23 protein-coding genes and 1 pseudogene are annotated in these 26,105 nt (G+C 61.9%); 8 read left to right on the top strand and 16 right to left on the bottom strand.

From position 1 onward, the window contains the following. Positions 1-109: 109 nt before the first annotated feature. The 5 genes from FJV83_RS00755 to FJV83_RS00735 all read right to left on the bottom strand — a co-directional run bounded on the left by FJV83_RS00755 (position 110) and on the right by FJV83_RS00735 (position 4,070). Positions 110-832, bottom strand: coding sequence for a class II aldolase/adducin family protein (locus tag FJV83_RS00755; protein WP_142887170.1), 723 nt, complete (start codon positions 830-832; stop codon positions 110-112). 70 nt (positions 833-902) lie between these two features. Then, positions 903-1,361 (bottom strand): YbhB/YbcL family Raf kinase inhibitor-like protein, encoded by a 459-nt coding sequence (locus FJV83_RS00750; RefSeq protein WP_095790562.1) that lies wholly within the window; start codon positions 1,359-1,361, stop codon positions 903-905. A 30-nt stretch (positions 1,362-1,391) separates the two neighbouring features. Beyond that, the gene (locus tag FJV83_RS00745; RefSeq protein WP_095790561.1) at positions 1,392-1,982 is read right to left on the bottom strand and encodes an amino acid synthesis family protein; all 591 of its coding nucleotides are present in this window, start codon (positions 1,980-1,982) and stop codon (positions 1,392-1,394) included. Positions 1,983-2,051: 69 nt separating this feature from the next. Then, a complete protein-coding gene (locus tag FJV83_RS00740) occupies positions 2,052-3,191 on the bottom strand; it encodes an NAD(P)/FAD-dependent oxidoreductase (protein ID WP_095794013.1) in 1,140 nt (379 codons plus the stop codon). 42 nt (positions 3,192-3,233) lie between these two features. Next, positions 3,234-4,070, bottom strand: a complete 837-nt coding sequence (locus tag FJV83_RS00735) for an alpha/beta hydrolase (protein ID WP_142887171.1) — start codon at positions 4,068-4,070, stop codon at positions 3,234-3,236. A gap of 178 nt (positions 4,071-4,248) precedes the next feature. Between FJV83_RS00735 and FJV83_RS00730 the strand changes: the two genes are divergently transcribed. Both FJV83_RS00730 and FJV83_RS00725 read left to right on the top strand, forming a co-directional pair. After that, positions 4,249-4,920, top strand: coding sequence for a GntR family transcriptional regulator (locus FJV83_RS00730; protein WP_010914325.1), 672 nt, complete (start codon positions 4,249-4,251; stop codon positions 4,918-4,920). Positions 4,921-5,069: 149 nt separating this feature from the next. Continuing rightward, positions 5,070-6,614, top strand: coding sequence for a GMC family oxidoreductase (locus FJV83_RS00725; RefSeq protein ID WP_185973473.1), 1,545 nt, complete (start codon positions 5,070-5,072; stop codon positions 6,612-6,614). On the opposite strand, the gene FJV83_RS00720 is transcribed toward FJV83_RS00725, so the two are convergent. Further along, the gene (locus tag FJV83_RS00720; protein ID WP_246691764.1) at positions 6,611-7,612 is read right to left on the bottom strand and encodes a bile acid:sodium symporter family protein; all 1,002 of its coding nucleotides are present in this window, start codon (positions 7,610-7,612) and stop codon (positions 6,611-6,613) included. The genes FJV83_RS00725 and FJV83_RS00720 overlap by 4 nt on opposite strands. 93 nt (positions 7,613-7,705) lie before the next feature. On the opposite strand from FJV83_RS00720, the gene FJV83_RS00715 reads away from it, so the two are divergent. The 3 genes and pseudogenes from FJV83_RS00715 to FJV83_RS36805 all read left to right on the top strand — a co-directional run. Further along, positions 7,706-8,554 carry a LysR substrate-binding domain-containing protein gene (locus FJV83_RS00715; RefSeq protein WP_095794009.1) on the top strand — a complete coding sequence of 283 codons (849 nt, stop codon included), beginning with the start codon at positions 7,706-7,708 and terminating at the stop codon, positions 8,552-8,554. A gap of 167 nt (positions 8,555-8,721) precedes the next feature. Next, a complete protein-coding gene (locus tag FJV83_RS00710) occupies positions 8,722-9,396 on the top strand; it encodes a GntR family transcriptional regulator (RefSeq protein WP_095794008.1) in 675 nt (224 codons plus the stop codon). A gap of 35 nt (positions 9,397-9,431) precedes the next feature. Beyond that, positions 9,432-9,544 (top strand): annotated as a pseudogene (locus FJV83_RS36805) (L-rhamnose mutarotase); the annotation flags it as partial. A 68-nt stretch (positions 9,545-9,612) separates the two neighbouring features. Here FJV83_RS36805 and FJV83_RS00700 read toward each other — a convergent pair. Further along, positions 9,613-10,053, bottom strand: coding sequence for an Lrp/AsnC family transcriptional regulator (locus tag FJV83_RS00700; protein WP_095771477.1), 441 nt, complete (start codon positions 10,051-10,053; stop codon positions 9,613-9,615). A gap of 134 nt (positions 10,054-10,187) precedes the next feature. Between FJV83_RS00700 and rocF the strand changes: the two genes are divergently transcribed. Next, entirely contained in the window at positions 10,188-11,120 is a 933-nt protein-coding gene (gene rocF, locus FJV83_RS00695; protein ID WP_095794007.1) for an arginase, read from the top strand. A gap of 2 nt (positions 11,121-11,122) precedes the next feature. Beyond that, positions 11,123-12,178 carry an ornithine cyclodeaminase gene (locus tag FJV83_RS00690; protein ID WP_095771416.1) on the top strand — a complete coding sequence of 352 codons (1,056 nt, stop codon included), beginning with the start codon at positions 11,123-11,125 and terminating at the stop codon, positions 12,176-12,178. Between the two features lie 103 nt (positions 12,179-12,281). On the opposite strand, the gene glmS is transcribed toward FJV83_RS00690, so the two are convergent. Continuing rightward, positions 12,282-14,105, bottom strand: a complete 1,824-nt coding sequence (gene glmS / locus FJV83_RS00685; protein WP_142887174.1) for a glutamine--fructose-6-phosphate transaminase (isomerizing) — start codon at positions 14,103-14,105, stop codon at positions 12,282-12,284. Between the two features lie 641 nt (positions 14,106-14,746). Here glmS and FJV83_RS00680 point away from each other — a divergent pair. Continuing rightward, a complete protein-coding gene (locus FJV83_RS00680) occupies positions 14,747-16,204 on the top strand; it encodes a hypothetical protein (protein ID WP_095790611.1) in 1,458 nt (485 codons plus the stop codon). Positions 16,205-16,254: 50 nt separating this feature from the next. Here FJV83_RS00680 and FJV83_RS00675 read toward each other — a convergent pair whose 3' ends face one another. From FJV83_RS00675 to FJV83_RS00640, 8 genes are all read right to left on the bottom strand, one after another. Beyond that, on the bottom strand, positions 16,255-17,598 hold the full coding sequence (locus tag FJV83_RS00675) for an HlyD family type I secretion periplasmic adaptor subunit (protein ID WP_095776082.1): 1,344 nt from the start codon (positions 17,596-17,598) through the stop codon (positions 16,255-16,257). Between the two features lie 26 nt (positions 17,599-17,624). Next, the gene (locus FJV83_RS00670) at positions 17,625-19,379 is read right to left on the bottom strand and encodes a type I secretion system permease/ATPase (RefSeq protein WP_095776083.1); all 1,755 of its coding nucleotides are present in this window, start codon (positions 19,377-19,379) and stop codon (positions 17,625-17,627) included. Positions 19,380-19,730: 351 nt separating this feature from the next. Further along, a complete protein-coding gene (locus FJV83_RS00665) occupies positions 19,731-20,645 on the bottom strand; it encodes a class I SAM-dependent methyltransferase (RefSeq protein ID WP_246691763.1) in 915 nt (304 codons plus the stop codon). Positions 20,646-20,730: 85 nt separating this feature from the next. Then, positions 20,731-21,990 carry a polysaccharide biosynthesis/export family protein gene (locus FJV83_RS00660; RefSeq protein ID WP_095776085.1) on the bottom strand — a complete coding sequence of 420 codons (1,260 nt, stop codon included), beginning with the start codon at positions 21,988-21,990 and terminating at the stop codon, positions 20,731-20,733. Beyond that, complete coding sequence (locus tag FJV83_RS00655; RefSeq protein WP_095776086.1) at positions 21,977-23,245, bottom strand: hypothetical protein; 1,269 nt, start codon at positions 23,243-23,245, stop codon at positions 21,977-21,979. Before FJV83_RS00655 ends, FJV83_RS00660 begins: the two co-directional genes overlap by 14 nt. Continuing rightward, positions 23,242-24,246 carry an NAD-dependent epimerase/dehydratase family protein gene (locus FJV83_RS00650; protein WP_142887175.1) on the bottom strand — a complete coding sequence of 335 codons (1,005 nt, stop codon included), beginning with the start codon at positions 24,244-24,246 and terminating at the stop codon, positions 23,242-23,244. The genes FJV83_RS00655 and FJV83_RS00650 overlap by 4 nt, the downstream gene beginning before the upstream one ends. 45 nt (positions 24,247-24,291) lie before the next feature. Beyond that, positions 24,292-24,966 carry a sugar transferase gene (locus FJV83_RS00645; RefSeq protein ID WP_095776087.1) on the bottom strand — a complete coding sequence of 225 codons (675 nt, stop codon included), beginning with the start codon at positions 24,964-24,966 and terminating at the stop codon, positions 24,292-24,294. Further along, positions 24,963-26,099 (bottom strand): DegT/DnrJ/EryC1/StrS family aminotransferase, encoded by a 1,137-nt coding sequence (locus FJV83_RS00640; protein WP_095776088.1) that lies wholly within the window; start codon positions 26,097-26,099, stop codon positions 24,963-24,965. The genes FJV83_RS00645 and FJV83_RS00640 overlap by 4 nt, the downstream gene beginning before the upstream one ends. Positions 26,100-26,105: the final 6 nt, after the last annotated feature.

The following is a 26,105-nucleotide window of genomic DNA, read 5'->3' as shown; positions in this document are numbered from 1 at the left end:
CTTCATTGCTTTCGTCCGACGCCCGGCGTCAGAGAACTATTGCGATTGAGGCTGGAAAAGCCTGGCCGACACCAAGCTTTTCCAGCTGATGTTCAAAGCCCGACGGACATCAGGCGAGACCCGCTTGCCTGAGGCGCTGCGACCAGTGATCCCACCCGCGATCGATCTGGGCGCCGACGAGTTTTCCTGCCGTCTTGATCTCGCCCGGCGACAGATATTTGATGGTGCCGATCTGCAGGCCGGCTGTCTGTGCCGCGGCGTTCTGTTCGAGATAGAAGGCCCGGAACACCACTTCCCGGACGGAATTGCCCACATTCACGACGCCATGGCGCGCCATGAGCACGACGGGATAGTTCCCGAGGCTTTCAGCGATGTCCCCGCAGACGCTCCGGCTGCCGCCAAAGAGATCGGTGTCGTCTCCCTGCTTGTCGCGTATCTCATAGACCGGGACGGCGTCGCCAAGGAAAGCACCCATATGGGTCACGGGCCGCAGCGGCTGGTCGGTGAAGCAATAGGGCAGGACGGCCGGCGAATGACTGTGGAGCACGCACTGAACGTCCGGCCGCGCCTTGTAGATCTCGCTGTGAATATAGCGCTCCAGATAGGACGGCCGGTTGTCCGAGGTCTCGCCGTCGAGATTGAAACGCAGGATGTCATCGACCGTTATCAGGCTCGGAGCAAGCTTCTGAGCCAGGAAGAAACTCTGGGGATCCTCAGGGTCCCGGGCACTGATGTGCCCGAACGTATCCAGGATGCCTTCGTTGAGAAGTATCTTCGTTGCCGTGACGAGTTCCGCGAAGACCTTCTGACGCGCGGGGCTGTTGTCTGTCATTTCCAAATTCTCCCATTGCGGCGATGGCGACCATTCTTGTTGTTGTTGTCGGTCGCCAGGGCCGTGGATTTCACTTGTTTTCGTAGATGCCGACGATCCGGTTCTGCTCGATGATGTTGCCGGCATATTTCTGCAGGAACTCCTCCCTGGTGGGCGTCCCCTCGACCTTCGTGTCCAGGGCGTAGACCCAGAAGTAGTAGTGATGCTCTCCATGGCCAGCGGGGGGCTGAGGCCCGTAATATTGCTTGCCGCCGGCGCCGTTGGGTCCCACGCGGAACTTTTCCTGTGCTCCAGAAAGATCCGTGGTCGACGGATCGATGCCGTAGACGACCCAATGCGTGAAGCCGTTGGGCAGGGGCGCGTCGGGATCGTGGCAGATGACCGCGAGCTCCTTCGTCCCTGCCGGGACGCCGCTGACCCTGAGCCTGGGCAATACGTTGCCCTTGTCGCCGGCATGCTCGTCTCGCATTTTCCCGAGCGGCTGGAAATCCGCGGACGTGATCTTGAGGTCCTTGATGTTCAGGGGCATGGAATTCGTCCTTTCAGCAATTCGATCGAACTAGGCGCCGGCCTTGAGGTCGGCGACGGATTTGCCGCCGACGCGCTGGTGCACGCGCGGACCCGATGCGACGGCGACGCAGATCAGAAGTTCGTCCGGGCGCGGAGCATCCGGCACGGAAAAGGTAACGGCATCGTAGTGGGAACGGATATAGAGCTCGTCCTTGTGGGCAAGCGGGATATCGATGGTCGTGCCGGCGACAGCGACCTTGCTGACCGACGAGATCCAGGCCTTGCCGCCCCCCACCTGCTGCCGCAGCGGATCTCCGAACACCGTGGTGATGCAGGCGACGACATGTTCCTGTTCGCCTGATGTACCCGCGATACCGCCCTTACCATAGCTTTCGACCGGCCTGTTGCCGAGCAGCGCCACGGCCCTCTCGCCGAGCGCATGACCGATCGCTGCACTCGGATTGGTCAGATCGGACAGTTCGGCGACGAACTTTCCGGCGAAGGGATTGCGTATGACAACGCCAGTCGCGACTTTGACGAGGGTTTCGCCAGGCGTGCCGCCGTCATGCCGGCTTTCCTGGACCGAGGAGTACCATCCCCTGACATCATAATCTCTTTCGACTTCACTGGAATAATTCATCTTTATCTCCTGAAAGGCGCGCGCTGTTTCCGCGCGCACCGATTAATTCCTTGACCGGCTGGCCCGACGCTACTGCGGCCACGAGTAGACACGGCGCAGCGGGTCGTAGCGGGCGGCTTCCAGCGCCGCCGGCGTGAACATGTTTCCTTTCGAGAGCGAGCGGTTCGCCGCATAGTCGCCAGACAGGGCCTGGCAGCGATCCGTGATCGGGCGAATGCGCGTCTCCCAAGCGACAAGCGCATCCTCGACCGAAGAGCCCTCTTCCAGGTCCTGCGACAGGCTGAAGGCGTTGACCATCGCGCAACCGGCGCCCTGGGCAAGAGCCGGGCACATGGCATGCGCGGCATCCCCCACGAGGGCGACCTTGCCTCTTGTCCAGCTATCCAGCTTGGTCGTTTCGTACTTGTCGTACCTGGCGGTTTTCAGCTTGGCCGCCTCGATCAGGCACGGCTCCAGGAAAGGAAACATCTCGACCCAAACTTCGAGATCGATCGGCACGCTCGATCCACGAGGATCGGCGGCCGGAGCCATCAAGCCGAGATAGAGTTCATTCTCATTGCAGGGCGAATAGAGAATTCGCTGAACACGCGGCCAGAAGTTCCACATGTCAATGGTGTTGTCCCACTCGCCATGGCCGAGCTCTTTCTTCATGCGCGGGACAATCAGCCGGATGAGACCATCTTTCGAAACCCAGCGATCCTGTTTGAAGCCGATGGAATCCCTGACCTTGGAGCCGACGCCATCGGCGCCGACGATCAAGTCGGCTTCGAGAACCTCGCCGGTCTGGAGGGTCAAGCGCCCTTCCGGATCGGCGCCAACCGCCTCGGAATTGACGCGGATGTCGACACCCAGGGCACGGGCCCGGTTGACCAGCGCATCGTGCAGGTGGCTGCGGGTCATGATGCGCCAGGGGAGACCGTTGAACGTCTCCTTGGAAACCGACTTGTTGTGCATCCAGGTCTCGTAGGTCGGAGGCGTGTGCGAGCCCTGGAGAACACCGTCAAGGGCGCCCAGCCCTTCGAGCACGCGAAGGCCGTTGTGCCAGAGATAGATGCCCGCGCCGAATGCCCGCAGTTCCGAACTCTTTTCGTGCAGCCTGACATCCCAACCATTCTGCTTGAGAGCGATGGCGGCTGTCAGGCCTGCAAAGCCGCCGCCGGCGACCTCGGCACGACGCGTTTTGCCCGGAGTTTTGTTTACACTGGCCATTTTCTATCCTGATGCTGCGTGCAAGAAGACGGCGCTCGGCCGTCAAGCGTCTATGAAGTTGGTGATGGCTTTCAACGTGATCTCGGGAGATACCTCGTTGACGTAGTGGTCGGCGCCCGGCACGACGACGACGGGCAGGTCAGGCCGCAGCCGGCATGTCTTCGCCAGTGCCGCCGCCGAAACCAACTTGCTCGCCTCACCTCGAACGATGAGGACGGGCTTCGTCACATCTCGGTAGGCGGGCACCAGATCCGATCGCAGGCCTTTGGCGGTCTGCGCCATTGCCGCGGGCGATGCCAATGGACGCAATCCGCCGTCGACCGGCTGATAGCCGCTTTCAGCCCTGATCTTGATGGCGTCGGCGGGAATGTTCGGATAGCGGCCGGCGAGGTATGCTTCGACGGCCTTCACATTCTCGAAAAGCTGGCTCCCCGCGTTCACGCGCGCTTCCAACGCGTCCAAGGCATCGGTCTCGATGTACGGCGTAAAGTCGATCGCGACGACCGATCGCACCAGATCCGGGTATTTCGCCGCGGCCGCGACCGAATTTCGAGCACCAAGCGAATGTCCGACGAGGATGGCACGGCCGCGATCGAGCGTGCGTATCAGGCAGGCGATGTCGTGCGCGTAGTCATTCGCCTCGTAGCCGGTTTCCGGCTTGTCGCTGAGGCCATGCCCCCTCTGGTCAACCGCAATCGTCGTAAACCGGTCCGAGAGCCGAGCCATCAAGGGCTCGAAGACGGCGGAGTTGGAGGTGATGCCGTGGAAGAACAGCATCAAGGGGCCGCTGCCCCTCTGGCGCACGTTCAAGGTGATGCGGCCAATGTCGACGCGTCGCGAGATGAAGTGGTCGGAAGCCATGTCTGCCGCCATGTCCATGATCCTTGGATCCTCGCCTCGCTCGTCTCCCGCAAAAGGATCATACAGACTGGGGTCACGTCAAGCCGATTGTCTGACAATCTTCATATTTGACAATCTGGCTATCCTGCTGTCAAATTTGCACGGCGTGGCGTATGCTGCTTCAGTTTTGCGACTCAAAGGCCATGAGACGTTACCAATGCCCCCAGATTTGAATTTGCGAATTTCGCCACGGACAGTGCAACGGGAGACCGTCGACAAGTTACGGCTGGCGATCTTCTCCGGGTTGTTTCAGCCGGGTAGCCGCCTCATCGAAAGTCAACTGTGCACACAACTCGGCATCAGCCGCCCCTCGCTGAGGGAGGCTTTGCGCAGTCTTGAGGCCGAGCGCCTGATCGAGATCGTGCCCAACCGCGGGCCGTCGATACCGGCACTTTCCTGGGAGGTGGCAACCGCCATCTACGAGGTTCGAGAGTTGCTGGAAGTCGAGGCGGCGGGACGATGCGCGCTAAGGATTTCTCCGGAACAGTTGCGTGAACTCGAGAAATCGCTTTCCGCATTCGAAGAGGCGGCTTCCAGCAACGACAGCCTGGCGCAGGTGATGACCGCCGCGGATTTCTATTCGATCATACTCGCCAATTGCGGCAACCCGATCCTGGAGGAAGTCCACCGCGGTCTGGTGGCGCGGATCAGCTTCTTTCGAGGACGATCGATGTCGCTGGAGGGCAGAGCACAAAGCAGCTTGGCGGAGATGAGGGAGATATTCGAATCCATCGCCGCCGGCGACGAGAAAGCCGCCCGCAAAGCCTCGAAGCAGCACGTCTTGAGGGCGAAAGCGGCAGCGAAGATATCCATGGACAACGGGATTTGAGTTCTTCGATGGACTGAGGTTCCGTCTGAAGACTCGAAGTCCTTCATGACGTTTCGGATCGGCCAAAGGCGGATCGATGCGCGGGGTTTCTCCGTGTCGGTGTCAGACATGACGACTATCGCAACCGGCTAGTGGCAGATGGAGTGGCGATGACCGGGGCCAATGTTGAGCACGCACCGAATTGCGACATCGTCATCGTAGGTGGCGGGTCGGCCGGGTCGTTGCTTGCCGCGCGGCTGAGCGAAGATCCAGGCAGCCGCGTTCTGCTGATCGAGGCCGGCGAGGAGCCGACGGACCCGGACATCTGGAACCCCGCTGCCTGGCCGGCGCTTCAGGGCCGCAGCTACGATTGGGACTATCGCACGGAGCCGCAAGCCGGCACCGCGGGCCGGGTACATCATTGGGCGCGCGGGCGGTTGATCGGCGGCTCGAGTTGCCTGCACGCGATGGGCTATATGCGCGGTCATCCGTCAGACTTCCAGGCCTGGGTTGATGCAACCGAGGATCGCCGATGGAGTTGGGATGAACTTATGCCCGTTTTCCAGGCTATCGAAGACCACCCGCTTGGTGGCGACGGCCTTCACGGCAAGGGCGGGCCTTTGCCGATCCATTTGCCGGCGGACGAAGTCAGTCCGCTTGCTCGCGCCTTCATCGAGGCAGGCGCATCGTTGGGTCTGCCTCGCCTTGAAGGCCACAACAGCGGAGAGATGATCGGCGTCACCCCGAACTCCTTGAACATTCACGACGGGCGCCGGGTTACGGCGGCGGATGCCTGGCTCACAAAGGCGGTTCGAGGCCGCGAGAACCTGACCATCCTCACGGGCACCCGGGTGCGGCGGCTCAAGCTGGAGGGCAATCAGGTCCGCAGCCTCGAGGTCGTGGGGCGACAGGGTTCGGTCGAAGTGTTTGCGGATCAGATTGTGCTTTGTGCCGGAGCGCTGGAAAGTCCGGCCTTGCTGATGCGTTCGGGCATCGGTCCGCGCGATGTGCTCGATGCAGCGGGGGTCGACTGCCAGATCGATATGCCTGACATCGGTCGAAACCTCCAGGATCACCTGCTTGGCGCCGGCAACCTTTACGCGGCCCGCAAACCGGTGCCGCCATCGCGCCTCCAACATTCGGAATCGATGGCCTATATGCGGGCTGACAGCTTCACCGCCGCCGGGCAGCCTGAAATTGTCGTTGGCTGCGGTGTCGCGCCGATCGTGTCGGAACGCTTCAAGGCACCCGCCGCAGGCACCGCCTACTCGCTGCTGTTCGGCATCACCCACCCGACGAGCCGCGGCAGCGTGCGCATAAGTGGGCCTGAGCTCGGCGATCGGTTGATCATCGACCCGGCATACCTGCAAACCGGCCGAGACCGCGAGCGGTTTCGCACAGCACTCGAGGCAGCCCGGACCATCGGGCACAGAGATGAACTCGCCGGTTGGCGAGAGCGCGAACTCCTGCCAGGCGCGCTGAACAGTGCGGCCGAGATGGACGACTTCATCGCGCGATCGGTCATCACGCACCACCATCCCTGCGGCACCTGCAGAATGGGCAAGGACCCGGACGCCGTCGTCGATGCAAATCTACGACTCAAGGCGCTCGACAATCTTTTTGTCGTGGACGCCTCGATCATGCCCAACCTCACCGCGGGACCGATTCATGCCGCGGTCCTCGCGATTGCCGAGACTTTCGCCCGACAGTACTAAGCCACCGAGGCCGTTGGCTCGGCTTGCAGTATGGCAGGCCGGTGCGCCGCCTTGGCATATTTCTGCGCGATCATGGCGCAGACCATGAGCTGTATCTGGTGGAAGAGCATCAGCGGCAGAACGATCGCGCCGACGCCCTGGCCGGCAAAGATCACATTGGCCATCGGCACGCCGCTCGCCAGGCTCTTCTTCGAACCGCAGAAGGTGATCGTGATCTGGTCGGCCCTGTCGAAGCCGAGAATCCGGCTGCCATAGGTCGTCAGCACAAGCACCAGGCCGAGCAGCACCATGTCGGCGACAACGACCACGGCAATGTCGCGCAGTGAGAACATGTGCCACAGCCCCTCGGCGACCGCCGTGCTGAAGGCCAGATAGACGACCATCAGGATCGAGCCGCGATCGACAGGCATCAGTAGTGTCTTGCGGGAGCGTATCCAGTTGCCGATGCGCGGTTCCAGCAGTTGTCCGAGCGCAAAAGGCAGGAGCAGCTGCAGCAGGATCTGGCTCACCGCGTCCCACGAAAAACCGCCATGGCCACCGACGGAGAAGAGCAGGCCGACGAGCAAGGGTGTCAGGAACATGCCGAAGATGTTGGAGGCGGAGGCCGAGCAGATGGCCGCGGGGACGTTTCCGCCGGCGATCGAGGTGAAGGCGATCGATGACTGCACCGTCGACGGCAGGACACAGAGGAACAGAATGCCGAGATAAAGCGGCTTGGGCAGGATCGAGGCGGGCAGATAGCCAAGCGCCAGCCCCAGCAGCGGGAACAGGCCAAAGGTCGTCATAAGGATCACCAGGTGCAGGCGCCAATGCATCAGGCCGGCGACGACGACATCACGCGAGAGCCTTGCACCATGCAGGAAAAACAGCAGCGCCACGGCAAGATTGGTCGCGATCGCGAACCATCCCGCGAACGTCCCGGTCGCCGGCGCGAGCGACGCAAGCGCGACGGTGCACAACAGGAGGATCAGAAAGGTGTCCGGCAGAAAGCGGCGCATGACATGTTCGCTCCAGAGTAAGTCCAGTGCTGCCTTTTCGTGCATTGCGAAATGGGATACAAGGAATAACAGTTATCGTAATTTGAGATATCAATGCTCGATCTGGTCCAACTTCGCAGCTTCGTCGCCGTCCAGCAGATGGGAAGCTTTACCTTCGCGGCGGAGAGGCTGGGGCTCGGGCAATCCACCGTCAGCCAGCACATCGGCAAGCTGGAGGCCGCGCTTGGCAGGCAGTTGCTGGCCCGCGATACGCACAAGGTGGTGCTGACGCCAGACGGCGAAGCCCTGCTCGGCCATGCCCGGACCCTGTTGTCGATAGAGGGACAGGTGCAGGCGCTTTTCACCGCACAGAGGCTGCGGGGCACGTTGAGGCTCGGCGTATCCGAGGACCTGGTGACGAGCCGGCTGCCGCTGGTGCTGGAGGATTTCGTCCGGTCTCACCCATCCGTTGACCTTGAACTGACCGTGGCGTTGAGCGGCGTGCTCTACCAGATGCAGGACAATGGCGAGCTCGATCTCGTTCTGGCAAAGCGTCGGCTGGGCGACAGCCGTGGCCGGCTCGTCTATCGCGAGCCGCTTGTCTGGCTCGCCCGCGATCCGGAACACGTCCTGTCGCTCGCGGCCTTGCCGTTGATTGCCTTCCCCACGCCGAGCGTCACGCGCAGCATTGCGCTGGAAGTGCTCGAACGGCATCGCATGCCGTGGCGTATTGTCTGCACATGCGGGAGCCTGAGCGGCCTGACCGCCGCCGCCCGCGCCGGCATGGGGGTTCTGGTGCAACCGCAAAGCATGTCGCCCTCGGGTTTGAAAGAGATTCCATCCGGGCGCCTGCCGCCGTTGGAGGATGTGGAGTTTGTCCTGATCCCCAGCAAGGGCGCCGACAGGGCGCTCGTCTCGGCGCTGTCGGAAGATATTCTGACCAAGGTGAGAGGTCTGCGCTGACCTATTGCGTTGCGGATGCCTGCGACGAAATTGACGTTGAACAGAGCCTTCACCCCCGGAAACATCTGGCTGATGCCTCATAGCTGTTAGGGAGACCCTAGGCCCCTTGTCCCTGGTGCATTGACATTCTATTGACCGTCTCAGGCGAACGAAGATACGGATTTGCCATGGAGCTGGATCCTTCGACACTCAATCGGGCGCTGCCGCTGCGCGATCAAATCTATCACAAGATCCGCAATCTGATTGTCGTCGGCCAGTTGAAACCGGGTGAAGTCATCAACGAGGTGGCCATCGCCGAGGCGCTCGGCGTATCGCGCACCCCGGTGCGGGAAGCGGTCAAGCGCATCAGCGACGAAGGCCTGGTGAAAATCCTGGCGCAGACCGGCACCTATGTCGCACCGATCAGCCGCGCCGACCTGGAAGAGGCCTATGTCATCCGCCGGGCGCTCGAGATGGAAAGCGCCAGGCGCGCCGCCGCCAGGCTGACGCCGGCGTCCGCCGAACTGCTGGAGGATAATATGGCGGCGCACAAGCTCGCCATAGCACGTGGCCGGTATGCCACCGCTATCCAACTCGACGACGTCTTCCACCGCACCATTGCCGAGATCTGCGGCCTGCCGATGATCTGGCGGGCCGTCGACATCTCCAAGGCGCAGATGGACCGCGGCCGCTATCTCGCCATTCCCAAGCCCGGCTATGGCGAGCAGACGATCGAGCAGCACGAGGCCATTCTCGACGCGCTGAAGCGACACGACGCCGAGGGCGCTGCGCAGGCGATGGAGAATCATCTCGAGACGTCGTTCCGCAACACACTCGAAGTCGCCGCCGAGCTTCTCGGCTGACGCTCGCCGTCGATCGCAACGGATACGATCAGCCCATGCGAAGAATGGGACCGTGCATCGGCCTGAAGGCTAAGGCGATCGCTGAATACAAGCGCGTCCACGCCGCGGTCTGGCGGAGGTTCTCGCCGTCATAAGCCGCGCCAACATCCGCGCTATTTCCCCTCGGCTTCGTCGGGGAGAACGTCCTCGGCCGCCAGAACTTCATTGAAGGTGTGCTTACGTCAGTCGTGCCCGCGTCGTGCGCGGCGTCGCCAGGAGCAGGCTCGTTTCGCTGCCCGTTATGCCGGGTATCAATCGGATACGCCGTAGCACCGCATCGAAATCAGTCAGTGACGCCGTCCCGAGCTCTACCACCAGATCCCAGCGACCGTTGGTGGTATGGATGGTCGAGACTTCCGGGAAGCCACCCAGCGCCCGAACCACGCGGTCGGCGGCATGGCCTTCGATCTCGATGAGCATGATGCCGCGGATGCGCTGATCGACGGCGTCGGCGCGCAGCACCACCGTGTAGCCGATGATGTCGCCCGACCGTTCCAGCCTCTCCATGCGTGCCCGAACCGTGGCGCGCGAGACGCCGAGATCGACGGCAAGGTCCGACACGCTGCGCCGGGCGTCATGCCGCAGCAAGGTTACGAGCCGTTCGTCCAAAGCATCCATCGGGATTCCCATTTTGATAAATTCGGCCGCCATTATGATAGGTTATACTTCTCGGATTGCCAATTCTACCTGTTCATATTGCCGGCTCGCCGTGTTCTCCTCTCGCCATTCGAACTTTGGCCGCGGGAAAAACAATGCGTTGCAAGATCGTCGGGGCGCCGGTGCAGGACGGCGCCGGCAGAATGGGCTGCGAAATGGGGCCGAGTGCGCTGAGGACGGCAGGGCTTGCCGAGGTGCTGTCCGGCCTCGGCCACACCGTCGAGGATATGGGCGCCGTCCAGCCAATGCCGGCGAGGCGCGTCGTGCATGGCAATCTGGCGCTGAAGGCCTTGCCCGAAATATCGGCCTGGACATCCGCCATTGCCGCGGCGGCCTACACGGCGAGCGAGGACGCCATGCCGATCTTTCTCGGCGGCGACCATTCGATCTCGGCCGGCACCATGTCGGGCCTCGCCCGCCGCGCCGCCGAGGCCGGGCGCCCGCTGTTCGTGCTGTGGCTCGACGCGCATCCGGATTTCCACACGCTGGACACGACCGCCAGCGGCAATCTGCATGGTGTTCCGCTCGCCTACGCCAGCGGCCAGCCGGGTTTCAGCGGCTATTTCCCGGACCTGCCGGCGGCGGTGGACCCCAAGCGCATCTGCACCATGGGCCTGCGCAGTGTCGACCCGGCCGAGCGCAGCGCGCTCAACCAGGCGGGCGTGACAGTGCACGACATGCGCGCCATCGATGAGCATGGTATCGCGCCGCTGCTGCGCGCCTTCCTGGCGCGCGTGTCTGATGAAGACGGGCTGCTGCATGTCAGTCTCGACGTTGACTTTCTCGACCCGTCGATTGCGCCGGCCGTCGGCACCACGGTTCCCGGCGGCGCGACGTTCCGCGAGGCGCATCTGGTGATGGAGATGCTGTCCGACAGCGGCCTCGTCTCCAGTCTCGACCTGGTCGAGCTGAATCCTTTTCTGGACGAGCGTGGCCGAACCGCGACGCTTATGGTCGACCTGACGGCGAGCCTGATGGGCCGCCGCATCATGGACCGCCCGACCCGCAGCCATTCCGGGAGCTTTTGATCATGACCACGGCAAAGCTGAACATCGTCCCCTTCGTCAGCGTCGACCGGATGATGAAGCTGGTGATCACCATCGGTGTCGAGCGCTTCCTGACCGAGCTCGCCAGCTATATCGAGGAAGATTTCCGCCGCTGGGAGCTTTTCGACAAGACGCCTCGCATCGCCTCACACAGCCATGACGGCGTCATCGAGCTGATGCCGACGAGCGACGGGCGGCTCTATGGCTTCAAATATGTCAACGGCCATCCCAAGAACATGCGCCAGGGCTTGCAGACGGTCACCGCGTTCGGCGTGCTTGCCGATGTCGGCAGCGGCTACCCGATGCTGCTCACCGAAATGACCATTCTCACCGCGCTGCGCACCGCCGCGACATCCGCCGTCGCGGCCAAATATCTGGCACCGCGCGGCGCACGCACCATGGCCATCATCGGCAATGGCGCCCAATCGGAATTCCAGGCGATCGCCTTCAAGGCGCTGACCGGCGTCGACCGGCTCAGGCTCTACGACATTGACCGATCCGCCTCGCTGAAATGCGCCAAGAACCTGGCTGGCATGGGGTTTGACATCACCATCTGCGAAACCGGGCAGGAAGCGGTCGAAGGGGCCGGGATCATCACGACCGTTACCGCCGACAAGCAATGCGCCACCATTCTCACCGACAACATGGTCGGAGCCGGCGTCCACATCAACGCCGTCGGCGGCGATTGCCCCGGCAAGACCGAGCTGCACAGGGACATCCTGCTGCGCTCCGACATTTTCGTCGAGTTCCCGCCGCAGACACGCATCGAGGGTGAAATCCAACAGCTTGATCCCGACCATCCGGTGACCGAGCTCTGGCAAGTCATCGCCGCCCAGGCGTCAGGCCGCCGGGACGCCAAGCAGATCACGCTGTTCGATTCCGTCGGCTTCGCCATCGAGGACTTTTCGGCGCTGCGCTATGTGCGCGACCAGCTGCAGGCAACGGGCCTTTACGAGGAGCTCGATCTGCTGGCCGATCCGGACGAACCGCGCGACCTCTATGGCATGCTGCTGAGAGCGGCCATGCAGAGCGCGGCATAACCAGAACCGATGAGATGCCGCGAACGATCCCGCAGGCATTGAGAGTGACTGCAGGTCTTGTCGATCGTCCCTTCGACGAGATAACGGGCCATCGACGTTGCCGTCACTCGACCGTCACGGATTTCGCCAGATTGCGCGGCTGGTCGACGTCGGTGCCCATGAACACGGCGGCGAAATAGGCCAGCATCTGGATCGGCAGCGCGTAGATGATCGGCGAGATGATTTCGGGAACGTCCGGCAGGATGATCGTCTCCATCGTCTTGACGCTCACCTGTGCGGCACCCTTGGCATCGGTGATCAGGATGATCTTGCCGCCACGCGCCGCCACTTCCTGCATGTTCGACACGGTCTTCTCGAAAATGCGGTCATGCGGCGCAATGACGATGACCGGCATGTTCTCGTCGATCAGCGCGATCGGCCCATGCTTCAACTCGCCCGCCGCATAGCCCTCGGCGTGGATATAGGAGATTTCCTTGAGTTTCAGCGCGCCTTCCATGGCGAGCGGGAAATTGGTGTCGCGGCCGAGATAGAGCACGTCCTTGTAGCGCGACAGTTCGCGCGCGATTCGCTCGATCTGCTCTTCCAGCTTGAGCACCTGGTTGGCATAGCGCGGCGCTTCCGAAAGCGCGCGCACCAGGGTCTTTTCCTGCTCCTGCGAAATCACCCCGCGCGCCACGCCGGCGCGCACCGCAAGCGAGGCCAGGACAGAGAGCTGGCAGGTGAAGGCTTTGGTCGAGGCGACACCGATCTCGGGGCCGGCGAGTGTCGGCAGCACCACGTCGGATTCGCGCGCCATGGTCGATTCGCGCACATTGACGACGGCGCCGATCTTCATGCCGGCCTTGCGGCAATAGCGCAGCGAGGCCAGCGTGTCGGCGGTCTCGCCCGACTGCGAGATGAAGAAGGCGGCATCATTGGCCGACAGCGGCATTTCGCGGTAGCGGAACTCCGAGGCGACATCGATATCGACCGGCAGCCGCGCATAGCGCTCGAACCAGTATTTGCCGATCAGGCCGGCGAGATAGGCGGTGCCGCAGGCCGAAATTGCCAGCCGGCCGATCTTGGCGAAATCGAATGGCAGGTCGAGCGGCTTCGAGACGCCGGAGACGAAGTCGACATAATGCGCCAGCGTGTGCGAGATCACCTCGGGCTGTTCATGGATTTCCTTTTCCATGAAATGCCGGCGGTTGCCCTTGTCGACCATGAAGGAGGTCGACAGCGACTGCTGGCGCTTGCGCTCGACTTGTCTGCCGTCGATGTCGAAGATGGCGACGCTGTCGCGGCGCACCACCGCCCAGTCGCCATCCTCGAGATAGGTGATCGAATTGGTGAACGGCGCCAGCGCGATGGCATCCGAACCCAGGAACATCTCGCCGTCGCCATGGCCGACGGCCAGCGGCGGGCCGTTGCGGGCGCCGACGATCAGGTCCTCATCGCCCTTGAACATGATGGCCAGCGCAAAGGCGCCTTCCAGCCGCTTCAGCGCCTGGTGCGCGGCTTCGACCGGCTTCAGCCCCTTGGTGAGTTCCCGCGCCACCAGGTGGGCGACGACCTCGGTGTCGGTCTGCGAGGAGAAGGCATAGCCGTCGCGCACCAGCTCGTCGCGCAGCTCGGAAAAGTTCTCGATGATGCCGTTGTGGACGATGGCGACGCCGTCGGAAAAATGCGGATGCGCGTTGGTCTCGTTGGGCACGCCATGGGTGGCCCAGCGTGTGTGGCCGATGCCGATCGTGCCGTCGAGCGGCTCCTCCTTGAGCCGGCGTTCGAGGTTGACCAGCTTGCCTTCGGCGCGGCGGCGGGCGAGCTCGCCATGCTCGATGGTGGCGACGCCGGCCGAGTCATAGCCGCGATATTCCAGCCGCTTCAGCGTGGTAAGGATGAGCGGCGTAACCTGCGCGTGCCCGACGATTCCAACAATGCCGCACATGGTTTTGCCCCTGCAGAATTCCGGCCATATCGCCGCAGAAGGCAAGATACCCCTCCTTGATTACGGGCTGATCGTTCATTCGAAGGAGCCTACGGCCTTAATCGCGACCAGAAACCATCGTGCTGCGAAGTGGCGTGGGTCCAGGTGGCGGAGTTTGCGTCGTTGGCCGCGTGAAGCCGCCCGACGAACAGTTCGTTCGAATGATGCGCTTCCGTCGGCCCAGGCGCATGTTGAGGCAGCCGGCAAACCAAAACACACCCAACAGCCGGTTAGGCCCGGCCGCCTGATGCCCCCCTATAAGAGGCTGTCGGGCCGCTTGATCTGTCTGGGGCTTGCACGCGAAAGCGCTCCCGACTGCCTCGCGTGCCGGAAAGCGAGCGGCGCTGGGATCCACGCAACGAAAAACCAGAGATGAACACGAGAAGGACCATCCGACGCAAAAGCCATCCTGGCATGGGTCACAAAGGTGGGTTGAGGTGATCGGCGACCGCCAGACCGAAGACTCGTTGCCGTTAAGGCGCTGAACCGCCGGCACCTGGCATCGTTTGATTGAACGAAGACGCCGAACTGATCTCTCGATACAGAAGGAAGCTCAGTCCGCGCCTTGCTGGGTCCAGGCATGCGGAAGGGGGATGCAGGGCATGAAGTTCAGAGATCTGATCAGACGTGCCGACAACAATGTGGAGAAGTCATTCGAGGATCTCGAAGCTGACTTGGCTGATGCCGTTGACGAGTGCCTTGGCTTGGATGACCTGTCGGCGCTGGCAATGGACGATACCGCGGACGAGCCGCCCATCCCAGACGACAACAGCGAACAAGGCGACCGCGCGCAAACCGAGGATGATGCCGGCGCCGAAGATGCCGGCACTCCCGAACCCTTGCGGCGACTGACCTCTCATACGCAGAGCCGTATGGCTGCCTTGAGTTCCTTTGACGGGCTGTTTCGCGATGCGAAGCTCCATTTCGAGGAGATCAACGCGAAACTGTCAGAGATCGCAAGCACACATCAGCTGACCTTTGAATTCTTTCACATCCTTCATGCCGACATTCTCCGCGCCAACGAACTGGAGCTGGCCAATCTAAACCTGACCGCAGAGCAAAAGAGCCTGTCGGACAAGGTCAATGACCTGACCCGAAGGCAGCATGAGCGCGAAAGCATGGTGGAGGCCCTGCAGCAGCGCGAGGCAAGCCTGGTTCAGGACGCCGAGGCGCTTCGTGGCGCATTGGCCGCGGCAAGGCTGGAGCTTGTGGAAGCCGCGAACACCAACGCCAAGAACCAAGCGGAATTCGGAGACCTCACAAACACGCTTGCCGCCGCAACCGTCGAGGCCGACAGGCGCGCGCGCGAAAACAAACTGTTGCGTGAAAAGAATGTCAGCCTGTCGATCGACCTGGAAAAGGCGCTGAAGCGAGAGGACGAGGCGCGGCACCGGCTGGACGCCTTCTCCACGATCCATGCCAACGAAGCCGCGCGAAATTCCGAAGTGCTTGGTGCGCTCGGCAAGAGCGAAAAGGAAGCGGCACGGCTCCACACCGCGCTCGAGGCCACCCAGGCGAAATTGTCGGAAGTGACGGAAACCGCCAGGATCATGGAGGCGGACAAGGATGCCGGGCTCGAACGCAGCCGTGCCGAGATCCGGGGATTGCGTTCCGAGATTCAGAACCTCCATTCGCGACTGGAGGTCGCCTCGAACGCAAACAGCGAGGCATCGGCCGAGATCGCCAGGCTCAAGCTTCAATGGAGCGACGCGGTGGCGGAAAAACAGGTGGCGGACGAAAGGTTGGCGGCCCTCACCAAGGAGGCCGAGACCGACAAGCTGAACCTTTCGAAGATAACCGCCAATTTCTCACAGCTTTCGCTGCAGCAGGCATCCGATCAGCTACAACTCGATATCCGCCGGCAGGAATGCGAAGACCTGCGGGCCGAAATTGCATCGCTCAACGCCCGGATCAGGGAACTGCTGCCCTATGAGAGGCTCCGTGGCACCACGAACGCCTTGCCGCATACGAACGATGTGGCCAAGAAGGTTCCGGTGACGGCGGAGCGAGCGGTGCGCACCGCTCGCCGTGTCCGCCGCAGGGCGCTCACCGCGTCGTAGGAGGAGCTAGCTGATCGTATTTTGCGGCTCGCTTCCAACAGTTCGTCACGTCATTGGCGGAAAGCCCTGGACATCTGATCCGTCAGCGGCTTCAGCAGATAAGACCAGACGCTGCGTTCGTCGGTGCTTATGTGAACCTCTGCCGGCATGCCAGGTTTGAGCACCTTGGCATCGGTCAGGCAGGCCGCCTTGTTCTCGACATTGATGCGCGCCGAGAAATACGAAAGCTGTTTTTGCTGATCCTTGATCAGATCCGCCGAGATGCGCTTGACCGACCCCTGGCAAGCAGGCGTGGTGCCGGCATCGAAGGCCGGAAACCGGATCGAGACGTGCTGGCCTGGACGAACGTCATCTATGCGCGAGGGGGGGATCAGCGCGTCGACGACGAGGTTGTCGGTGTCGGGGACGATCATCATGACCACCTCCCCCGGAGCGATCACTCCGCCGATCGTGTGGATAGCCGATTCCTGCACCGTTCCCGATTGCGGAGCGCGGATGTTGGTTTTGGTCAGTTCGTCTTGCGCCACGACCTTGCGCTCGCTGAGTTCGGTCTGCTTGGCTTCGGTTTCACGAAGTTCGCTCGTTACTTCACTGCGCCTTTGCTCATCCAGCTGAAGAATTTGCAGTTCGGTCTCGCTAATCTTGGCCTGTGCCTCAGCGACCGCCGCCGCCAGGCGTCCTGATTCTCCGTGCGCTCGGGTGGCATCCAATCTGATGTTGCTCAGTCGCTCCTTGGACACCAATTTTTTTGTAAAGAGCGCCTGGACATCGCCAAGATCTCCGTCGAGCAGGACCACGGACTGGTCTTCCGCGGCCTGCTGCGCCTTGAGGCCATCGATCTGGCGTTCGAGTTGGCTCGAGCGGCTTTGCAACTGTGCCTTCTGCCCCGTCAACGCCGTTGCGCGGCTTTCGAAAAGGGTGCGCTCTCCTCTGACCAGTGCAGCCAGTTCCGGGTCGCCCATCCGTTCTTGAAGGCTGGACGGAAGCTGCATTTCCGGCAGGCCTTGCCGCTCAGCCTCCAGCCGTGCAAGCCGGACGGTTGTGCGATCAAGATCCTCGCTGATTATTTGCAGGTTGGCCCGCGTCAGCGTGTCATCCAGCCTGGCCACCACATCGCCAGCCCGCACATGGTCGCCATCTTGCGCGAAGATGCCACCGATCGTGCCGCCCGTCAGATGCTGGACCTTCTTGATGTTGCTTTCGACCACCACGGTGGCAGGCGCGATCACCGCGCCGGCGATCTTGGTCAAACCGAGCCAAAGCCCGCCGCCGACAACCAACATGGCCGTGACCGCCGCGCCCAGGATCAGGTTGCCCCTGATATCATCGCGCGCCTCGACCGAATTCGCCTCGGCCCTTCGGCTCCCGTTATCGAACGGAGCATACGAAACCATCGTCGCGTCAGACATGAAACAGCACCTTACGCATGACCGCTCACCCCTTTCTGCATCGGAACAACCGACGCCTGCCGTTCGGCAGGGGTCGGGAAAGGCCGGATGACATTGGCCAGGACCTCCTCGCGCGAGCCAAAGGAGTGAAGCATCCCATTCGACATGACGAGTACCTTGTCGATATTGCTGAGGGCAGAAGGACGGTGCGCAACAATGATGACGATGCCCCCACGTCGGCGCACCCCCAGGATGGCGCCGGCCAGGGCAGCATCACCGTCGACGTCCAGGTTTGAATTCGGCTCGTCAAGGACGACCAGAAACGGGTCGCCATAAAGTGCCCTGGCAAGCCCAACGAGTTGCCTCTGTCCGGCCGACAAGGCTGCCCCGCCCTCGCCTACGCGTGTTTGAAAACCATTCGGCAACCGCATGATCATCTTGTCGACGCCGGCGGCCCTGGCAGCTGCCAGCACGCCCTTGGCGTCGTCGTTGCCGCCAAATCGCGAAATGTTATCGGCAACCGTCCCGTCAAACAGTTCGACGTCCTGCGGCAGGTAGCCGACATGAGCACCAAGCTCTTCCGGGCTCCATTGGTCGAGCGAGGCTTCGTCCAGCCTTACCCTTCCGCGAAGGGGCTGCCACACGCCCACCAGAGCGCGCACAAGTGTCGTTTTTCCAGAACCGCTCGGGCCGACAATGGCCATTCCCGCGCCCCCAGACAGGGTAAAACTGACATTGGCCACCGTCGGTTTTTGCTGGCCCGGCGGCGCTATTGTCAGGTCCTCTACCGCAAGCGCCGCCTGCGGGCGCGGCAGTTCCATGACTTCTTCATGCCCACCGACGACAGCCAGCGCCGTGGCCAGTTGGGAATAGCTTTGCCGGAAAGCCGCGAAGCCTCGCCAGTTTGCCAGCGCCGCGTCAACCGGAGCCAACGAGCGGCCCAGCAGTATCGACGATGCTATGATGACACCTGGCGACGCTTCCCCCCCGATCACGAGATAGGCGCCCAGTCCCAGAACTGAGGACTGCAAGGCCATCCGCAGCGCCCTCGAGAGGGCACCGGTGGCGCCGACAATGTCGGAAAGCCGTTCCTGGTGCGTGAGATAGGCGTGGTTGATCTCGCTCCAGCGGCGGGCAAGCCGCCCGGAAAGGCCCATCGCGCGCACAACCTCCGCGTTGCGGCGGCCAGAATCGGCAAGATTGCGTTGCGACACCAGCGTCTCGGACGCGCGCGCCGCCGATGCGCGGCCAAGGACTTCCGCTATCACCGTGAGCAGCACGACAATAATCGCGCCGCTTGTTGCCAGCAGACCGAGCGCAGGATGCAGAAGATAGATGATCAGCAGATAAAACGGTATCCACGGCGCGTCGAAGATGACGGTCGGCCCCAATCCTGAAAGGAAGCCGCGGATCTGATCCAGATCACGCAGCGGCTGTATCCGGTTCGCGTCCTGCCCGCCGATGAGCGGTAAGGACAGCGAGAGGCCGAAGACCCTTTGCTGCAGATTCTTATGGAGACGATTGCCTATTCGAACCAGGAGGCGAAGCCGCACGAAATCCAGCAATCCGTAGACCGCGTAAAGACCCAGCATTCCGATCGTGAATCCGACAAGTGTCGGAACGCTCTGCGAAGGCAGAACGCGGTCGTAGATCTGCAGCATATAGACGGAGCCGGTCAGGGCGAGAAGGTTTATGACCGCCGAGAAGACGCCGACGCCTACCAGCCCGGGCACGGCGCCGAGCATGGCGCCACGCAGATCGGGCGAACGTATCCTTCCGGAGCTCATCGCTTGCGACCTCCGGTGAGAAATCGTTGCGCAAGCTCATTGGCCCCACTGGCCACGGTCAATTTTTGGGTTTTCAGGAGCGTATCCCTCATTGTCTTCTAATTTACGCCCCACTAACATATGTGGCCTTCGGTCAAAATGTAGCGAAATCGTGGCGCCGGTCCGAAAAACCCGGACCTGGCGCATTAAATCAGGGGAAAACTGCCGTTTTGAGGTGTCCCGGAAGGCTGTGGAGGTCGCGTTCCCGGCAGTGCGACCGACACCGAGCCGTCCCTTTCGGAGGGTGAGTCGCTCCCCAGCCAAACGGCTCCCCGGCCGTTTCACGGAGCCAATTGAGTGTGCGATTGTCGTTTAGCGCTTCTTCGCGATAATCAGGAAATGTTGCGCCAGCTGTCCAGGAACGTGAAGAGTTCTGGACGCCTTCTCGAAGGGCTCCATCAACGCTTCACACACCCTTGGCAAGAGGTTACCCGGCCGGGGCAGATAGCCGTAAGGTATCATCTCCTCGACAAGGAACCCCGACGCGGTCAGGAGCTCCTTGAACGTCGCCGCGCTCAGCGTGTGGCGAACTGTGCGTCCAAACAACCGATTGAGCAGCCGGGAGGCCATGCCGATGGGTGAAGTCGCATTCATGTGAACGTTACACACAAGTCGCCCACCGTCCTTCAGATGCTCATTTATCGCCTTCAGCGCATCCCGCTTCAGTTGATCCTCGGCGTTCAGGAAGAAGCGAAATGCGGTTGTGACGTCGAAGGTCTCGCCGAGGGCCCGCGTTGTCATATCGATTTGAAGCAATCGCACATTGGGCGGAACTTGCGCGCAGTCGAGCATGGATTTGGAGACGTCGACGCCGACCACCTCGCCGAAGAGCCCGGCAGCAACGTTGGCGATGCGACCTGTTCCGCATGCGAAATCGAGGCAGTTTCGGCCGGCTCCGCCCATTGGGCGAAGAACGTCCAGGATCAAAGGCTTTTCGATTTTCTCCCAAAGCGCGCCATAATAGCCGGACTCGTGCGTTTTGTTGTATTGCGCGCCGTAGCCCGGCGCGCAGTGGCTGGCCCTGTAGTCGTGCGACACCCGGTCGCCCTGCGTGTGGACCTGCTGGTTGGACGTCAGCTCCTGCCAAATTCCGGGCTCACCGGTCTGCGGCTTTGCCCACGGAACTCGCGATGCTGAAGGCGTACCGAAAGCGTAACTTGCCGACTGAGCCATGTGAGCCGTGTTCGGCGGCGGCGGCTTCACCCCATGCCTGGAATTGAGCCTCACCTGTCTCTCCCGTTCGGTTGTGTTCGACACCCTGATCGAACAAGTAGGCTCCCCACCCATTTTATCGGACTGCGACTGAGGCGGCCTATTGGATTGCCGCGCTTTGCAGATCACTGCTGAACCTGGCTTCGACAGTATCCCCCGGCATCACGATCGTGTCTTCGTCAGCCGACAGCTTGCGCCATTCATCGCCGACCTTGCGGACGATCGTGACCTGAGCCCGGATTGTTTCGCCGGCAATCGGCAATGGCTGGGCGGACGCACCGGTCGGTTGCAGCTTCTCGCTGGCGGCGTGGAGCCTGGCGGTGACATCGGCCAGCCGCGCGTTGGTCTCCTTCAGATCCGTCAGCAAGGCAATCCTCCTTTGATTGTCATTGCGTTCGTGCTGCCTGACATAGTCCTCCTGCTGGCGCCGCGCTCTCATGAGTTCGACCGAAGTTTGCAGCGCACCGCTCGACGACAGAAGCAAGGCGCGCCTGACATCGGCGAGCCGAGTGTTGGTCAGATTGCCTGCATCAAACGCCTTGGTTACTTTCGCCAGGTCTTCCTGATCCGCCTTCACGCTCTCGGCCTCGACCTGTTCGCGCTTCTGCAAAACCTCGATTTGGTCGGCCGCATCCTTCTCGCCCCTCTCAAGAAAAGCCTGCTCCTGCTGGAAATCGCTCAGCGCAATCTTCAGCCCCTCGGTTTCAGCCTGGGCGATCGCGGCTCCGACGCTGGGCGACAGAGGTGACCCCTGCGGCGTCTGCTTGTCGAAATCCGCCTGGCCCTGAAGTTCGGCGCGGACACGGGCGGCGTGAAAATAGTCTTTGGTGTAATCCCCCCAAAGTGTTTCGTAATCGCGCCTGAGATCAACCGGATCGGGGCCTGTTTGGCCCGCGCGTGACCGCAAAAGGCTGAAGCCGCCGGAGACGGCAAGCGCCTGCCGTACGGTCATGAGCGGACGGTAGGCCTGTTGTCCCGGGGTGAGCACGTCGCCCATCACGTAGATTGGACGATACTCCACGATGATGGCGGTCACGTCGTCTGGCTTGACGACAACCATCTGCTCCCGTCCATCGGCCAGACGCACGTGAAAGATCTTGGTCGGCAAAAGCGCTTGCATGCGCGTCTGCAATTGAGACGCCGTGAGGCCTGCGACCATGATCATCCCGGCTTCGGGAAGGGCGATATTGCCGTCCATCTGGACCACGGCGCGCTGGGCTCGATCCGGGATCGGCGCTATCCCTATCTCGACGGTATCGCCAGGCGACAGTTGATAGGGCTCGGCTTCGCCTGCGGCGGCCACCGATGTCAGGGACATCACCGCAACCGCGGCAAGAACGGTTCGTTTACTGAAGGCCATTTGCGACAATCTCCTTCTGGTTCGGCACCGGCTCCGAAGGCCATTCAACACGGGTAACGAAATCGTATACCGGGCCACCGGGCACACCCCAATTGCTCGACCAGATCACCTGCGAGCCGTCCGGCGAGGGCGAGGCATGCGTCTCGCTCCAGTAGTCGAAGTGGGCGTTCTGCGTTTCCACGATACGGCGGACCTCTCCGCTGCCGTCCGTGCGCACCGCAATGACCTGCTGCGCGTAAGGCGCCCAGTCCGGGTGCTGCGATACTTCGGCTGGCGTCCCGCCATAGCTCAGAAACACCCAGCCGGGCCTGTCCAGGGACCTGAGCGACGCATGCATGGCCTCGCCATATTTCATCAGCGACGTGACCTTGCCGTCGGCCAATCGGCGCTTGATCACCTGATATATGTCGGGATCCGATTTGCTGATCCCGACATATATTTCGCTGCCGTCGGCATCGACCGTCATGTCGCCGTGACCGGGACGGTGGTGCTCCATCCACTTCTGTTGCAAGACGCCGTCGATGGAAAAGACGAAGGTCGGTTCATGGTCGTCCGACAATGCCTGTGAGCACACAATATTGATTCCGAGCGGAGAGATCGAGCAGGAGCCGGTGGTTCCCGGAAGCGCGGTAAGATCGATATCCGGGAATTTCCGCCGCTCCTTGAGGTCGTAGCCGAAGACCACCGCTTTGCCGTCATTGCGCGTTGCACGCACCGCAATGCGGTCGCCGTCGCGGCTCGGATTGCCTTTGTAAGGCCCGAACTGAAGTTTGCTGTAGGCTGCCGTGTCGAACACGACATCCTCATGATTTGTGCGTGGCGCCCAGGTCGAAATCCGCCGGCCAGCAACGCAGATCATCAGCTGGGGATCCCTTGGATGCCATTCGCATTCAGTTTCATTCGAGCGGTCGCGGTGGAACAATGGCACGTAGCTGTGCCCGTCGAGAAAGCACATGCCACCACAACCATTGACGATCACGAGAAGGCTCTGATCAGCATTCCAGGCCTGTGCACTCGAGTAACGGTGGGTGCAGTATTTCTTCCCGCAGACACCCGCGAGGCCGAGAATTCCGGGTTCGGTGATCCGTACGAAAGTCGCGCCGGACCAGGGATCCGTTGCTTGGCCAAGATAGTCCGGCAGGTTTTTCACCGTTTGCGATGCGCTGCTTTCGCGACCCCCGATCATATGAATAGTCGCGAACATGGCACCGGCAATCAGCAGCAGTGCCAACATGTGCCGGCGGAGCAGGGTCATGTCATGTAACCCATTTCGCGCCGTACCCGGCCTTCACTAAGGCGCGCGCGCCACCATGCGATCGTTCGCTCCAGCCCATCGCGCAGGCTGGTCTGCGCCTGCCACCCGGTCTCGCCTTCAAAACGCGAAGAATTGGCGAGCAAGGCGCGAACCTCCGAATTTTGCGGCCGCAAACGCCTTTCGTCACGATGGACCGGTTTCTTGGAACCGCTTAGTTCGAGGACAAGATCCAATACGTCGGAGATGGTCACTGCGCGTTGGCTGCCGGCATTGTAGGCGTGGCCGAATTCGAGCCCGGCCAGGCCCGCGGTCTGGAAGGCTGCCGCGGTGTCTTCGACAAAGGTCAGGTCACGGATCGGGCTCGTATCGCCGACCATGATCGCGGGGCAATTCGGATCGAGGGCCTGCCGGATGATGGTCGGCACGATGGCGCGCTCACTCTGGCGCGGACCATAGGTGTTGAAGGGCCGCATGATCACCACGGGGACATCGAACGACCTGGCGTAGGACTCCGCCATCATGTCGGCGCCGATCTTGGATGCCGAATAGGGCGACTGTCCCTGCAACGGATGCGTTTCGCTGATGGGCATGGTCTGGGCGGTTCCATAGACCTCGCTCGTGGAGGTATGCACCACCCGCTCCGTCTCCCATTGACGCGCCGCTTCAAGAACGTTCACCGTGCCCAGGATGTTGGTTTCCACATAGGACTGGGCAGCCGCGTAGGAATATGGAATCGCAATGAGCGCGGCCAGGTGAAACACGACGGCCTGACCGCGCACGATCCGGTTCAGGAAGGCGCTGTCGCGGACGTCACCGCGGACGAGCTTCAGCTGGCTGCGGATCTTGTCCGGCAAATCGTCCAGCCATCCATGGCTGTCGAAGGAATTGTAGAGCGCCAGAGCCGTGACATCCGCGCCGTTGCGGACGAGCGCCTCAGTGAGATGCGAACCGATAAATCCATCCGCGCCTGTCACCAGAACTTTCTTGCCATTGTAGCTCATGACTGCGCATTCCCTTGGCTGACTGGAGCGCTTTCCTTTTGGGGTTCATACGTCGATCGGCTGTGATGGAACCCAGCCGACAACCGCCAGGACGCCACGCGCCATCCACACGATGTCGGAGACGATGGTGCGCTGCGGATAATAGGAGAGGTCGAGTCTGGCCTTGGCGGGGAACATAACCTCCCGATAAAACAGGATCGGATCCGCGGATCGGGGGAAGAAATGCGCCTCGTGCCGGAAGAGAACCTGGGTTGGCCCCAGCAGGCCGGGCTTGTATTGCAGGACGGCCTCGAGGCCGCCGCGGAAACAATCGGCGAAAGCCATGCTCTCGGGTCGTGGCCCGACGATCGCCATCTCGCCTTTGAGGACGTTCCACAGCTGCGGCAGTTCGTCGAATTTTGTTGCCGCGAGGAACCGGCCCACCGTCGTCATACGGCTGTCGCCCACGACGGTCAGTGCAAGGCCTTGGGAATCGCAGTTCACACCGAACTTGCGAAATTTGTACATGCGGAAGGGTCGGCCACCAGCTCCCATGCGGGTCTGTGCGAACAAGATCGAGCCACCGCCTTCGAGTAGAAGCGCGCCGGCGATCAAAAGCATCAGCGGTGCAAATATGATGAGCGCGGCGCCCGCGACCACGAGATCGATCGAGCGTCTTGCCAAGCCGTGAGCGGTGCTTGAGACGAAGTGCCGGTGAAGGGAAAGGTCCAGTGCGCTCATGCCGCAGTTCCTGCTTGGGCGTCGCCGTTGAGTGCGCTTGCGAGTGCAGCCACAACCGCCTCGGCGACAGTCGAGGTGATCTGGGGGTGCAATGGGATTGTCAGTTCTCGCTGAGCAAAGTCCTCTGTACGCGGCAGAGTGATGCCGGGATAACGCTCGCGATAGAACGTCATTTGGTGCACCGGCGGATAGTGAATCGTGGTCTGTATCCCCTGCGTCCGCAATTCGTCGATCACGTCCTGCCGCCTTGCGTAGCGCGGCAGAAGGACCGGCATGATGTGGTGAGCCGACGTCCGGGGTTCGCTGAATGGAATGGTCACGGCCGGGCAATGCTCCGCGATGAGGCGCCGATACAGGACGGCCAGGATACGTCTGATCTCGTTCCACTCTTGCAGGTTCTGCAGCTGGACCAGCCCAATCGCCGCCCGCATCTCGTCCATGCGGTAGTTGAACCCGAGCATCGTGACATCATATTGCGGGGTACGGCTGTTCAGCCGCTGATGGGTCCCGCTGGTCATCCCGTGCCCGCGGGCCTGGCGGATTCTGTCTAGCAGATCGGAATCGCGAGCGATCACGGCGCCCCCTTCCGCCGTTGTCATGTTCTTGTTGCCGTAGAAGCTGAAGGCGGCCGCTGTGCCGAACGTCCCCACTTCCCTCAGGCCGGGCGCATGCGCGGCGTCCTCGATGATATGGAGCCCTCGAACCCGGGCGAACCGCTGCCATTGTTCCCGATTGGCGAGATAGCCCGCGAAGTGAACGAGGATGACCGCCTTTGTGCGTGATGTGCACCGCGCTTCGGCTTCCGCGAGCGACATCAACGGCACGTCGACCGACTCGATATCGACGAAGACCGGAGTCGCCCCTACATAAAGCACCGCATTCGCGGTCGCCACGAAAGTCAGCGACGGGACCAGTACTTCGTCGCCAGGTCCTATTCCCAGTGCATGCAGGATGAGATGAAGCGCCGCGGTGCAGGAACCGACCGCCACGCAATCTCGCGCGCCATGCATATCGGCAAAGGCCAGTTCGAAAGCGCGCACCTGCTCACCCATGGTAAGCCAGCCGCTGTCAATCACCTTTGACAGGGCTGCCTTCTCCGGCACGCCTAGGATCGGGGCGCTTACCAAGAGCATGTTGAC

The organism is Mesorhizobium sp. WSM4307 (assembly GCF_007003945.1).
GTDB lineage: Bacteria > Pseudomonadota > Alphaproteobacteria > Rhizobiales > Rhizobiaceae > Mesorhizobium.
The sequence above is the reverse complement of the archived record's forward strand: the minus strand, read 5'-3'. Positions and strand labels throughout refer to the sequence as shown.